The sequence below is a fragment of the Citrobacter sp. RHB35-C21 genome, from assembly GCF_013816515.1.
Lineage (GTDB): Bacteria > Pseudomonadota > Gammaproteobacteria > Enterobacterales > Enterobacteriaceae > Citrobacter > Citrobacter braakii.
The window spans coordinates 54,803-67,593 of sequence record NZ_CP057147.1 but is presented as its reverse complement, the minus strand read 5'-3'; the positions used below and the strand labels follow the sequence as shown (position 1 = coordinate 67,593).

The 12,791-nt window shown below is 49.9% G+C and carries 9 protein-coding genes, 1 tRNA gene and 1 pseudogene; 3 read left to right on the top strand and 8 right to left on the bottom strand.

Translation table 11 applies throughout. From position 1 onward, the window contains the following. Positions 1-10: 10 nt before the first annotated feature. The 8 genes from HVZ39_RS00320 to HVZ39_RS00285 all read right to left on the bottom strand — a co-directional run bounded on the left by HVZ39_RS00320 (position 11) and on the right by HVZ39_RS00285 (position 9,481). The gene (locus tag HVZ39_RS00320) at positions 11-871 is read right to left on the bottom strand and encodes a ketose-bisphosphate aldolase (protein WP_181633096.1); all 861 of its coding nucleotides are present in this window, start codon (positions 869-871) and stop codon (positions 11-13) included. 80 nt (positions 872-951) lie between these two features. Continuing rightward, positions 952-1,803, bottom strand: coding sequence for a class II fructose-bisphosphate aldolase (locus HVZ39_RS00315; protein ID WP_181633095.1), 852 nt, complete (start codon positions 1,801-1,803; stop codon positions 952-954). A gap of 11 nt (positions 1,804-1,814) precedes the next feature. Next, positions 1,815-2,906, bottom strand: coding sequence for a PTS fructose transporter subunit IIC (locus tag HVZ39_RS00310; RefSeq protein ID WP_042311543.1), 1,092 nt, complete (start codon positions 2,904-2,906; stop codon positions 1,815-1,817). A gap of 26 nt (positions 2,907-2,932) precedes the next feature. Further along, positions 2,933-3,253: a fructose PTS transporter subunit IIB gene (locus HVZ39_RS00305; RefSeq protein ID WP_016155014.1), complete on the bottom strand. Its 321-nt coding sequence runs from the start codon at positions 3,251-3,253 to the stop codon at positions 2,933-2,935. A 19-nt stretch (positions 3,254-3,272) separates the two neighbouring features. Then, positions 3,273-3,743: a fructose PTS transporter subunit IIA gene (locus tag HVZ39_RS00300; RefSeq protein ID WP_003842172.1), complete on the bottom strand. Its 471-nt coding sequence runs from the start codon at positions 3,741-3,743 to the stop codon at positions 3,273-3,275. A 26-nt stretch (positions 3,744-3,769) separates the two neighbouring features. After that, positions 3,770-5,323 (bottom strand): PRD domain-containing protein, encoded by a 1,554-nt coding sequence (locus HVZ39_RS00295; protein WP_016155015.1) that lies wholly within the window; start codon positions 5,321-5,323, stop codon positions 3,770-3,772. A gap of 446 nt (positions 5,324-5,769) precedes the next feature. After that, entirely contained in the window at positions 5,770-8,088 is a 2,319-nt protein-coding gene (gene yicI, locus HVZ39_RS00290; protein ID WP_181633094.1) for an alpha-xylosidase, read from the bottom strand. 10 nt (positions 8,089-8,098) lie between these two features. Further along, entirely contained in the window at positions 8,099-9,481 is a 1,383-nt protein-coding gene (locus tag HVZ39_RS00285) for a glycoside-pentoside-hexuronide family transporter (protein ID WP_016155017.1), read from the bottom strand. Positions 9,482-9,771: 290 nt separating this feature from the next. Between HVZ39_RS00285 and HVZ39_RS00280 the strand changes: the two genes are divergently transcribed. The 3 genes and pseudogenes from HVZ39_RS00280 to HVZ39_RS00270 all read left to right on the top strand — a co-directional run bounded on the left by HVZ39_RS00280 (position 9,772) and on the right by HVZ39_RS00270 (position 12,587). Continuing rightward, a tRNA-Sec gene (locus tag HVZ39_RS00280) sits at positions 9,772-9,866 on the top strand. Positions 9,867-10,028: 162 nt separating this feature from the next. Then, positions 10,029-11,205, top strand: a pseudogene (locus HVZ39_RS00275) (tyrosine-type recombinase/integrase). Positions 11,206-11,210: 5 nt separating this feature from the next. Further along, positions 11,211-12,587, top strand: a complete 1,377-nt coding sequence (locus tag HVZ39_RS00270; protein WP_181633093.1) for a HEPN domain-containing protein — start codon at positions 11,211-11,213, stop codon at positions 12,585-12,587. Positions 12,588-12,791 lie beyond the last annotated feature (204 nt).

Below are 12,791 nucleotides of genomic sequence, written 5' to 3'. Positions count from 1 at the left end.
CTGTATGCGGTTAGTAAAGTGACGCTTTGCCGGTTGAGCCGAACAGTTTCATTTTGTGGCGGATCACATCCCGCGCGGCGCTAATGGCTTCCGGGTAAATAACGTTCGGGTCCCACCAGGTTTCTTTTGTCAGGATTTCGCGGACTTTCTGGAAGTAAGCGTATTTCATATCGCTGGAAATGTTGATTTTGCCAACGCCCAGCGTAACGGATTCGGCAATTTCCGCATCCGGGTTCGCGGAACCTCCATGCAGCACCAGCGGAATGTCCACTCGCCCGGCAATCTCGCGCAGGATGTGCATTTGCAGCTCTGGCTGCATCCCTTTCGGGTAGATGCCGTGTGCAGTTCCAATCGCCACCGCCAGCGTATCCGCGCCGGTACGGGCGATAAAATCCTGTGCCTGATCAGGATCGGTATAAGTGACCTTCGATACACCGCCTTCCACTGACGTCCCGGTTTGACCAATCGTACCCAGTTCCCCCTCCACCGAAACGCCTACCGCATGCGCCAGCTTGACCACTTCGCGGGTCAGCGCCACGTTCTCTTCATACGGCAACAGCGAGCCATCAATCATCACCGAGGTAAACCCACACTGAATCGCCCGCAGGACATGCTCGACCGAAGCGCCGTGGTCCAGATGCAGAGTAAAGGGAACCGAGCTGCGCAGAGTGATATCACGGACGTAGCTAAAAAACGCATCGCCTACAAAATCATGTTCGCTGGGGTGAATGGAGATAATCGCCGGGGTATTGGTTGCTTCCGCTTCTTCCACTACTGCACGTACAAAGCAGCTGTCCGCCACGTTGAATGCGCCGATGGCAAAACCGTGCTGACGGGTAGGTTGCAGTAATTCTTTCATCGAAACTAACATGTTAATTCTCCAGTTTCAGGGTGTAGAAAGCCCTGCCAGTGCGTCGTCGCAGAGGCATAAAAGGCGTTACAGAAAATGAATCAGGCTTTGTCGATAGCGCCGCTGGCCTGCAGGTACGGAATAATGGCTTCCTCGCAGGCCTGCTCCATCAGGGCCAGGGCATCAACGAGTTCACCGGATGTGTCGCGACACAGGGTATGCAGCAGCGCAGCCTTTCCGGCTTCGAAAACCGCCGCGCCAACGTTTATCTTGGCGACGCCAAACGTCGGGCAGCGCTGTAGCTGGTCAAACGGCGTCCCGCTGCCGCCATGCAGCGCCAGCGGCACCGTTGATAAACGGGCAATTTCCTCCAGTCGCTGGAAATCAATGGCGGGTATGACACCGGGCGCGTACATGCCATGTGCCGTGCCGACCGAGACCGCCAGTAAATCGATACCGGTCTGTTGGATAAAGGGCTCCACATCGGCGGCCTGGGTCATCAAATCAGCGTTAGCTGCGTGATCATAGCGCGGGGCGTCGGCCAGATGCCCGAGCTCACCTTCCACGCACAGAGAAACGCTGGTCGCGAGCTCAACCACCGCCCGGGTCTGGCGAATGTTCTCCTCCAGCGCAAAGGCAGAGGCGTCGATCATTAACCCGCTGAATCCGGCGCGAAAAGCCTGGCGAATGCGTACTGGGTCCTTTCCATGATCCAGCGCCAGCGCGACCGGTACCGACGCTTCCTCTGCCAGCGTTTTGATGACCGCCACCGCTATCGGTGCAGGAAAATGGCCCAGATGCCCCTGATACAGATTCAGAATGATGGGCGCACGGTGTTTCTCAGCCACCCGCACCGCCGCACGGGCGCTTTCCAGGTTCATACAGTTGATGGCCAGCAGCGCGTACTGCTCGCGCCAGGCTTTCGTCACCATGCTTTTCATATCGGCAAACATACGGCCTCCGGTTATTCCAGGGTGAAGGTGATCTCTTCGTCTTTCAGCTTTTGATCGCTAAGTTCATCAAACTCTTCGTCACGTTCGGTCACCGGTTTCTTCCACAACGACAGCATGACGCCGCAAATCACCGTGCCGATCCCCAGCGCCAGGCAAAACAGTAGCGGATGCGTAAAGAGCGGGACCACGAACATGCCGCCGTGCGGTACCGGGCTTTCGACGCCCCACACCATAATCAGACCGCCCGCTATCGCCGAGGCCACCACGCAGGACCCCACCACGCGCAGCAGGTCGCGCGCCGCAATGGGAATGACCCCTTCGGTAATCATGCAGATCCCCATCGGGAATGCCGCTTTCAGCGCCTCGCGCTCCGCACGGGTGTACTTGTGACGCGTCAGCAAAAAGGAGAGCGTAATGCCGAACGGAGGGATTATCGAACCGACAAACTTCACCGCTTCCGGACCGTACACGCCGCTGACCAACATGCCGTCAGCAAATAGCGACATGGTTTTATTCACCGGTCCGCCAAAGTCGAATGTCGCCATTGCGCCAAGGATGGCCCCCATTAAAAAGCGTGACCCGCCCTGCATGGACTCCAGCAGATGAATCAACGCGTCCTGCAGCCAGGCTATCGGTTTGCCAATGAGCGTCATCATCAACAGGCCGCCAATGACGGTACTCAGTACCGGCAACACCATGATGGGCATCAACCCCTGCATCGACTGCGGCAAACGGATATAGCGCTTGAGCAGCAGGACGGTATAACCGACCAGAAAACCGCCCAGCATCCCGCCGATAAAACCGGTATGAATTTCACCGCAGACAAAGCCGACAATCAGACCCGGCGCGAATCCGGGGCGGTCAGCAATGGAGTACGCAATCGCCGCACTAATCAGCGGTACGATTAACCCCATCCCCCAACCGCCAATCTGGTTGAGCATCCAGGGGATGGTTCCTGTTTTTTCACCCACGTTAGTACCGCCAAGTATTTGCCCGAGAGCAATACAGATCCCGGCGGCAACAATTAACGGGATCATCCACGAAATCCCCGTTAATAAATGTTTTTTTATTTCCTGAGATAGCGGAATTTTATTTTCACTCATGTGAAATCCCTCCAGAATGGGGATCGCTACTGGTTATTATTAACTAATGATTTTTCGACCTTTTCAAGAAACTGAATGGGCGACTTTATGACAATTTCAGTTTTCACTCGCACAATACGTTTATTTAAAAATCGTTCCTCCCCTTTTATTTTTACATCCACAGCGAGAATCACGACATCAGCAGCAGAAATGTCCTCTGTCAGCAGTTCGTTTTCCGTGCCGATAGTCCCCTGGGTTTCTACTCTTATATTATGACCAAGCGCTTTAGCACCTTTAATTAACTTCTCACGGGCAATATAGGTGTGCGCAATACCCGCCGTACAGGCGGCAACACAAACAATATTCATAACATGCTCCACGTATTATTTAGCAGACATTGGATTCAGCATATTGGCTAAAAAGCTCAATAATTTTCTGTGGACTGCTTTCGACTAACAGTTGTTCAATAATGTCGTCATCCGCCAACGCGCCAGCAACCTGCGAAAGCAGACGAATATGGGTAGTGTTTTGATCTTCAAGGCGTACGGCAAACAGAATGATGCAGCGCACGTTGCTGCCGTCCAGGGTTTCCCAGGGAATATCCTGGCGGGTACGCCCAATCGCCAGCGTGGTATTGACCACCGCCGAGGATTTCCCGTGCGGAATCGCAATATGATTTTCGAATCCGGTCGAGCCTTCTGATTCACGCTGCCAGACATCCTGAATAAACGTTTCCCGACAGCTAATTGCCCCATCTTTTTGCAGAATATCCGTCAGTTCCTCAATAACCTCCGTTTTGTTTGTGGCCTTCATATCCAAAATAACGCGATTTGTATTGAGTATTTTCGTGATGTCCATAAATCATACCTCATGGAGTTCAGACATTAATTTTCAACGACCAGCGACGTCGCCCGATGTAATTTTTCCGTAATAACCGTTTCTGTTACCCGCTTAATATCCGCATCATTGAAGAAGGCGGTGACATACACGACCGGCATGGCAACGGCAGGTAAATTGATCGTCGATACCACCAGTTCAATATCGTCCGTCAGGACGGAGGGCAAGCTGCCTGCCGACACCACGCCGACGATGGTCCAGTCCGGAAAGGCGCGCAGAATGCGGCTTTTGAGTAAGTGAGAGGTGCCGATGCCGGTTGAGCAGACCAGCAGCACACGTTTACGCGCTATCTGACGCTCCATCGCGGCCTGAAAATGCACGGTTAAATATCCCACCTCATCATCCGACACGGCCCGCTCGCCCCAGCCGCTAAACACCCGATTCACCGCGCACTGAGTCAGACGCCAGACGTCCTGCAACTCGCCTTTAATGTCCTCCAGCAGCGGATTACGAATGCGGATCTGGTAGTTCAGGCGGTTAATCAGCGGCTTAATATGGATCAGCAATCCGTCATACAGCGCAGTGTCCTGGCTAAGATCGCAGTCAACCATTTCGGCGAAGGTGGCAATCAGCCGATGGGTGATCAAGCGTGCTTCGTCGCTGGAGTGCATATGGCCAATTACGCTCACATCGTTATGCTCTTCAATCACCATACCGGAGGAGATAATATATTGATAAATAAACCAGACTTCGTCTTCCGGCAGCGGGTGGGCAATGCGTTTTTCGATATGCTGAATCATGCGACTGGCAATGGAAAAGATGTTCTCATCACATGACGTGATGCTTTCTTCTTTTCTCGGCAGCGCATTGCCCCGCGTAATGCGGTACATCATGATCAGAATATGGGTAAAGATATTGACGTAATAAGGCTCTCCCAGCGACCAGCACAGATCGTTCTCCATTTCCTGCAACAGCGTCTGGACAAATAAAACGTCTTCTTCGCCGAAGTAATGCACTAACGCTTTATAACTGCCCGGATCAAGTCGTGAATAAATCACGCTTCCCGGTTCATTATGGTTAATCACACCGTTAATCAGCGACGCCATCGCCTGGCGCACCCCGCTCTCGCTGCCTTCAATGTGTGTGCCGCTCTGGCTACGAATCAGCGACAGGCCCAGCGGGGTAATCCACGATTCAATCACTTTCAGATCGTTAACAATCGATGCACTACTAATAAAATAACGTTCGGATAATTTATTGATCGATGTTTCATGCGGCGTTTCACTTAATAATTGCGAGGCTATCTTAACCCGCCGTGAATTATTCATCATGCCGTCAGCATCATCACCCTCCGACCCTAATAACTGATCCAGATATAAAAGGTCAGTAATGTTATCGGCACTTAATATCACGCCCGCACCGGCACGTTTATCGATAGATATTTTCCATTCCGATAACCATTGTTCCAGTAACCGCAGATCGCGCTGGACGGTCTTCTCTGAAACAGATAAATATTCGGCAATTTTTAGCAGCGTAACATATTCCTTCCGGGACAGAAGAAACTTTAATAATCTGTTTTGTCGCGAGGTAATCATTTGCATTATTTACCCTTATTACATACCAGATTAAATATCTATACCCGTCATACTTCAAGCTGCATGTGCGTTGGCTTTCCTCGCTCACCCCTGTCACGTACTTATGTACGCTCAGGGGATTCGCTGCGTCGCCGCCTTCCTGCAACTCGAATTATTTAGGTTATAAAGAAGCGTTTATGCTCCACGTGTAATCCGTGATGATAAATATAAGAGGACTACGATGCGCCAACAATACTAAATCGTGTCCTGTATTCCGGACAGAAATAAGACAAAAAGAGGAAATAGTGAGATATTTACGGCGCAGATCACATTTTTCGCGGGAATTAGAGTGATAGCGCTCGCAAATATGGTGAGGTAAAAATTTAAGTCGGGATGTTTTTGATTTTCAGATCTGGAACGCTGCTCGCGGTGTGGGCCGGATAAGACGCATCCGGCACCACGTCGACACATGCTTACAAGGTAATCGTCAGCTCACTGCCCTGTGGAGTAATAACTACACCCAGCTCGCTGCCCATATGCGACCCGCATTTAATGCCGCCAATTTTCTGAATATTTCGCAGGCACAACGTCCAGTTACGTGCCTCACCATTCCCTTTCACAGTGATGGTATTACCTACACGCGTCGCCTTCAGCGTGAAGATAACCGAGCCGTCAGCAGCCGGAATTTCACAGAGTGCTTCCCGCCCCTCCTGCAGATGGAACAGCTGGAACGCTGTCCCTTCGTGCCAGGCGTAGTCCGGCTTCTGGTTATTGCTACCCAGCGCCAGCAGGGTATTGTCACGCACATAAACCGGCAGACTCAGGAAGTCATGCTGCTGTTTATGCCAGCGGCTACCAGACACCTCATCATTACGCCACAGATGCGTCCAGCGTCCTTCCGGCAGGTAGAACTGCACATCGCCCGCCTCGCTAAATACCGGCGCGACCATCACGCTATCGCCCAGCATGTACTGGCGGTCGAGATAATCACACGCCGGATCGTCCGGGAACTCCAGTATCATCGCGCGCATCATCGGGGTGCCCTGCGCATTAGCGCGCGCTGCTTCGCGATACAGGTACGGCATCATGCGGCATTTCTGCTCGGTGAAGTAGCGCACCACATCGCAGGATTCGTCATCGTACGCCCATGGCACACGGTAGGATTTACTGCCATGCAGGCGGCTGTGGCTGGAGAGCAGCCCAAACGCACACCAGCGCTTGTAGACGTGCGCCGGAGCGGTATTCTCAAAGCCGCCGATATCGTGGCTCCAAAAGCCAAAGCCGGACAGGCCAATAGACAAGCCACCGCGCAGGCTTTCCGCCATCGATTCATAGTTGGCGTAGCAGTCGCCGCCCCAGTGCACCGGAAACTTCTGCGCGCCCACCGAAGCTGAACGAGCAAACAGGACAGCTTCTTCTTCACCAACGGTTTCTTTCAGCACGTTCCACACCAGTTCGTTGTAGATGTACGCATAATGGTTGTGCATCTTCTGCGGATCGGCACCGTCAAACCACTGCACATCCGTGGGGATGCGTTCGCCAAAGTCAGTTTTGAAGCAGTCAACGCCGATATCCACCAGACCTTTCAGCTTGTTGGCATACCACTCGCAGGCTTGTGGATTAGTGAAGTCATAAATCGCCAGGCCCGGCTGCCATTTATCCCATTGCCACAGGGAACCGTCCGGGCGCTTGAGCAGATACCCTTTCGCTTTCAGTTCATTGAACAGCGGGGATTTCTGACCGATGTAGGGGTTTATCCATACGCACACCTTCAGCCCTTTCTCTTTCAGGCGGCGGATCATACCTTCCGGGTCCGGGAAGGTCACCGGGTCCCACTCAAAGTCGCACCACTGGAAGGCCTTCATCCAGAAACAGTCGAAGTGAAAGACGTGCAGCGGCAGATTGCGCTCGGCCATGCCGTCGATAAAGCTGTTCACCGTCGCTTCGTCGTAATTGGTGGTGAATGACGTGGTCAGCCACAGACCGAACGACCAGGCTGGCGGCAGCGCCGGACGGCCTGTAAAGCGGGTATAGCGATCCAGCACCGCCTTCGGCGTTGGGCCGTCGATGACGAAATATTCCAGATACTCGCTTTCAACGCTGAACTGCACTTTCGACACTTTCTCAGAGCCGATTTCAAACGACACGCACTGCGGATGGTTCACCAGCACACCGTAGCCGCGGTTGGTGAGATAAAACGGGATGTTCTTGTAAGACTGCTCGGTACTGGTACCGCCATCGCGGTTCCAGGTTTCCACCGTCTGGCCGTTACGTACCAACGCGGTAAAACGCTCACCCAGCCCGTACACCGTTTCTCCCACGCCCAAATCCAGACGCTCAAACATATAGTTACGCCCGCTGTGGGTATCCTGCACGTAACCGCTATTCTTTAGCTGACTGCCGGTAATACGTTCACCATTACGCAGGAAATCCAGCGACCAGAACTCACCTTTGGTCACCCGAACGCTCAGATTGCCGCTCTTCAGCTCGGCAAATTCAGCGGTGTTTCGCATCTCAACATTGACGTCCTGCAACACGTTCAGCGGGTAATGCGGGCCGGTATCCAGCGCGCCCTGGAAGTGCTCCATACGTACGCCCACCACCCCTTCCTGCGGCGAGAAAAAGCGTAAGGTGAAGAGTGGGGTATCCAGTTGCCAGGTACGTTCACGCACGTCGCGCGGCGCAACGTAGACAATCATCTCGTTACCCTGCTGTTCAACGTCGAACACCTGACTTGGGTATATTAAATTCAGGCCAGGTTGGGTCAGCCAGTTACCATCGCTAATTTTCATCGTCAGTTCCTTAGTTCTGTAATTCTTTCGTCGTGAAATCCTGCTGGTTGCGGCGCGCGCCCTGAGCCAGCTGACTCATAATTTCCGTCAGATACGGCGTTTTCAGGGTATAGAAGCGTTTGGCAATCACGGCACTCAGCAGGTAACAAATCGCCGGGACAATGGTGAACAGGGCGATGATGATGCTAATGGTGGCGCTGTTCTGGGTTTTCGCGGCGGCGTCGTAGCCCCCGCCCGCCAGCATCCAGCCGATCAGCGCCCCGCCGAGCGCCAGACCCAGCTTGAGCACGAACAACGTGCCCGCAAAGCTGATCCCCGTCAGGCGTTTACCGTTGCACCATTCGCCGTAATCAACGGTATCGGACATCATTACCCACTGGATTGGCGTAACGAGCTGGTGCAGTACACCAATGACAAAAATAAAGATAAACATGGTGATGCTGGCGTGCATCGGCACAAAGAACATCGCCAGGCTCGCTACCGCCAGCGCAGCGTTGGTCCACCAGAAGACGCTGACTTTGCATTTCCAGTCGGTCAGCGGTTTTGCCAGCGCAGAGCCGATCAGGTTGCCGACGCAATAGGCGGTGAGAAAGGCGACAAACACCTCCGGCTTACCCAAAATCCAGGTGACGTAATACATCATCGCCCCGCCACGAACGCAGACGGCCAGAATATTGAGGATGGTCAGCAGGCCGACGATGCGCCATTGGTCGTTTTGCCAGATGTCGCGCAGGTCTTCACGCATAGAGGTGGTGCTCGGCGGCGCTTCCACGCGTTCTTTGGTAGTGAAGAAGCAGAACGCCAGCATCAGGAACGCCACCACAGAGAGCACCGCAATCCCGCCTTGAAAGCCGAACGCTTTATCCTCGCCACCAATCAGATTTACCAGCGGCATCATCAGCACGGTGGAGAGCATGCCGCCCGCCGTCGCCAGCACAAAGCGCCATGATTGCAGGGAGATACGCTGCGTAGGGTCATTAGTGATCACGCCGCCCAGCGCGCAGTAGGGAATATTGACCACGGTATAAAGCAGGGTCAGCAGCGTGTAGGTGATTGCGGCATAAATCATTTTGCCGTTCAGGCTGAGATCCGGCGTGCTGTAGGCCAGCACGCAAACCAGACCAAACGGCAGTGCGCCGAACAGCACCCACGGACGGAATTTCCCCCAGCGCGAACGGGTACGGTCGGCCAGCAGCCCCATGCAAGGGTCTGAGATGGCATCCAGCGCGCGGGCCAGTAAGAACATGGTGCCGACAAATCCGGCTGGGATACCAAAAATATCGGTATAGAAGAACATCATATATAACATGACGTTATCGAAGATAATGTGGCTAGCCGCATCGCCCATTCCGTAGCCAATCTTCTCTTTAACAGACAGAATTTCACTTTTCATTACGCATCCTTGTTAGCACTTTCACACGCCCTGATACCGGTTACAGTTCTTGTAAACCATCCCTGTGAGCGCGGGTATTCCGATATCTCGTTATCAAATTACGATTCTTGTTTTCTGTGATCAGCGTAGCGTCTAAAAATGTGTCTAAGTGTAAGTAATGGATTTTGCGGGGATTTATTTGAAACTGGTCATGGTATAGAGAAACGGAAGTTAAAAAAGTGAGTGAGGGGGTGTGGAAACGTTTGGAAGTAGCTATAATGCGCCCCGCCTCCATGTAGCAATCGAGGCGCGGAAGATCGTCATCTCCGGTGAGGTGGCTGGACTTCAAATCCAGTTGGGGACGCCAGCGTTCCCGGGCAGGTTCGACTCCTGTGATCTTCCGCCAAAGTCCCTCCTCACCCATCCGAGAAAGTCTTAAAAATCCTTTGTTTTCAAAGCATATAATAAATCACTCATCCGTAACCGTCCGACAAGATCTCCCTGAATCCATGAAAAATATGTATAGTGATGTGTATAGATTTTTTATACACATTTTTGACTTATACACATGGCACTTACAGACATTCAAATCAAACGAGCTAAGCCTCAAGACAAACCCTACACAATGAACGATGGACAAGGGCTGTCATTACTCATCAATCCAGACGGCTCAAAAGGCTGGCGCTTCCGCTTTCGCTTTGCCGGTAAAGCACGGCTAATGTCATTTGGCAGTTACGAACTTGTGAGCCTCGCAGCAGCACGTGAGAAACGCGATACAGCTCGCAAGCAGGTAGCAAACGGCATAGACCCAGTGGAAGAACGTAAAGCCCAAAAACTGGCACAGCAACTCTCAACAGAGAACTCATTCGAAGCCATATGTCGAGAATGGCACACTAACAAAGCTGACCGCTGGACTGTGGCCTATCGTGAAGAAATCATTAAGACATTTGAGCAGGATGTGTTCCCGTTCATTGGTAAACGCCCTATCAGTGAAATCAAGCCGTTAGAACTGCTTGAAGTATTGCGACGAATAGAGAAGCGTGGTGCACTGGAGAAAACACGTAAAGTGCGCCAAAGATGCGGTGAAGTTTATCGTTATGCAATCATAACTGGCCGCGCTGAATACAATCCAGCACCTGATTTAGCTATCGCTCTGGCCGTTCCCAAGCAAAAACACCACCCATTTTTATCTGCCGAAGAATTACCACATTTTATTCGCGATTTAGAATCTAATACAGGTAGCATTATTACTAAAAATGCAACAAAAATAATCATGCTAACAGGTGTGCGAACTCAGGAGATGCGTTTTGCTACTTGGGATGACGTTGATTTAGAAAAAGGGATATGGCAAATTCCAGCAGAACGCATGAAGATGCGTCGACCTCACCTGGTTCCTTTATCTACTCAAGTTATTGACCTCTTTAAGCAGCTTAAACCAATAACTGGTCGTTATCCTTATATATTTATTGGGAGAAATAACCGCAGAAAACCTATATCGAAAGATACTGTGTCACAAGTAATTTAATTATTGGGTTATAAATGACGTGCTACTGGCCATGGTTTCAGGCATACAATGTCCACTATATTGCACGAGCAAGGTTTTGAAAGTGCATGGATTGAAATGCAAATTAGCACATGCAGATAAAAATAAAATACGCGGCATATATAATCATGCTCAATATTTAGAAGAACGAAAGAAAATGCTGCAATGGTATAGTGATCTTCTTATTAACATAACGTGGTGAAAATCATGAGCGCAAGTTTACAAGATGTTACGGATTTTGATTTCATTATTTCTGAAGCAGATCGAATAAATAAAGAATTAGCTTCATCTAATTTTAAAGATTTTTATCGAAAAGAATATGATCGTCCCCTTGGTTCAATAGGAATGACTATAGACACTCCGTATGAGCTTATAGATAAAAACAATAACACCCCAAGAAGGCAAATCCATCTTTCATACCTTTCAAATGAAAGGTTATATTCCATAGCAGCAAGATATATCAAATCGAATAGATTAGAGATGTTGGTTGCTGTGGATGAATTAGTGGCAAAAATAAAGGACAGTCTATATATTCACATATTCATCGATGATGGTGAAGATGGAATTAAAGGATGCACAAGAATCCTTAACAATGCATTTAAAATGATAAAAAGGGAAATGGTAGAAGAAGAGTTCTATTTCCCTGTGTTAGCTCACGGCCTAATTAAAGATAAAGTTTCTATTGGTCGCGCTGAAATAATATCATCAAAGAAAATGTATTCAATAATTGGTGATGCATTGACTGAAGACCAGCTTGCATTGTCAACGAGATATTGCCTTTCTCATAAATACCCCTATGAGCATTTCTTAAAAATCCCAATAACTAAACGTTCTAAAAAGAGCAGGGAGCGAATCGCTAAAAACATAGCAGGCTTTGTAGTTGGGATACTACATTTATTTAGCGAGCACTATAAAATATCGCCACACTTTTTAAGCTTATCGACTAGCCCCTACCCTAACTACGAAGGTTTTTATTTCACAAAGAAATCTAATAATGATTTCAACTATAATCATTCATCTATTGGCAGGGTTGTATGGAGTGATAAGTTCTGGGATAAATTTGAGGAGGATTACTGTTCCAATTTAGGAGAGGTGTTATCTCAACTAATTGACTTAGCCATAGATCCCAATGAAAGATCTATTATTTCTGACCGATTAATTGATGCCATCTATTTATTTAGTAGTGCACAACAAGATAAAGATGAAAGTTCACGCATAGTGAAATTAGCAACAGCTCTCGAAAGACTTGTAAGCCTACCAAGTGAGAAAAAAGATTCTTCAACTACAAGGAACTTTACTAGACGCATTTCATCATTAGTTTCAATTTATTATCCAAATGAAAAGGACTGGGATAAGGTTGCTAAAGAAATGTATGATATTAGATCTGACATCGCTCATGGAGCCTGGTCTCTATACCGAGGAGTTGAACCTTTGTATGCATCCCAATATAGCGAATTAACTAGCAGGGCAATTTTTTCTGCATGCATTGGATTTTACAAGCGAGGCTTTACAGAAAATAACAATGATAAATTAGTGAAGGAATTTTTTGATTTTCTAGAAAACGCCATAGACAAAAATAAATGACAAGTGTACGTCTGCGCGCAATGCTCTCCCCGCCACGCCTGCCCGCTTAAGAGGCCGTTTTTAATGCAGGTGCATGAACCGGCTCAGGCCGCGCCGGTACTGGCGCGGTGGGGAAAACAAAATACGGGGATTTGCATGCAAAACCATGCACCTTATGGATGCATGGCTTTTTTCGGGAAAAATAGCGGAATTTTCGCGGATTTT

Excerpts from the sequence above, each read along its gene's own strand:
- HVZ39_RS00310 (WP_042311543.1), bottom strand. The coding sequence starts at position 2,906 with ATGAGTGAAAATAAAATTCCGCTATCTCAGGAAATAAAAAAACATTTA.
- HVZ39_RS00295 (WP_016155015.1), bottom strand. The coding sequence starts at position 5,323 with ATGCAAATGATTACCTCGCGACAAAACAGATTATTAAAGTTTCTTCTG.
- HVZ39_RS00270 (WP_181633093.1), top strand. The coding sequence starts at position 11,211 with ATGAGCGCAAGTTTACAAGATGTTACGGATTTTGATTTCATTATTTCT.
- HVZ39_RS00315 (WP_181633095.1), bottom strand. The coding sequence starts at position 1,803 with ATGTTTGCCGATATGAAAAGCATGGTGACGAAAGCCTGGCGCGAGCAG.
- yicI (WP_181633094.1), bottom strand. The coding sequence starts at position 8,088 with ATGAAAATTAGCGATGGTAACTGGCTGACCCAACCTGGCCTGAATTTA.
- HVZ39_RS00320 (WP_181633096.1), bottom strand. The coding sequence starts at position 871 with ATGTTAGTTTCGATGAAAGAATTACTGCAACCTACCCGTCAGCACGGT.
- HVZ39_RS00300 (WP_003842172.1), bottom strand. The coding sequence starts at position 3,743 with ATGGACATCACGAAAATACTCAATACAAATCGCGTTATTTTGGATATG.
- HVZ39_RS00305 (WP_016155014.1), bottom strand. The coding sequence starts at position 3,253 with ATGAATATTGTTTGTGTTGCCGCCTGTACGGCGGGTATTGCGCACACC.
- HVZ39_RS00285 (WP_016155017.1), bottom strand. The coding sequence starts at position 9,481 with ATGAAAAGTGAAATTCTGTCTGTTAAAGAGAAGATTGGCTACGGAATG.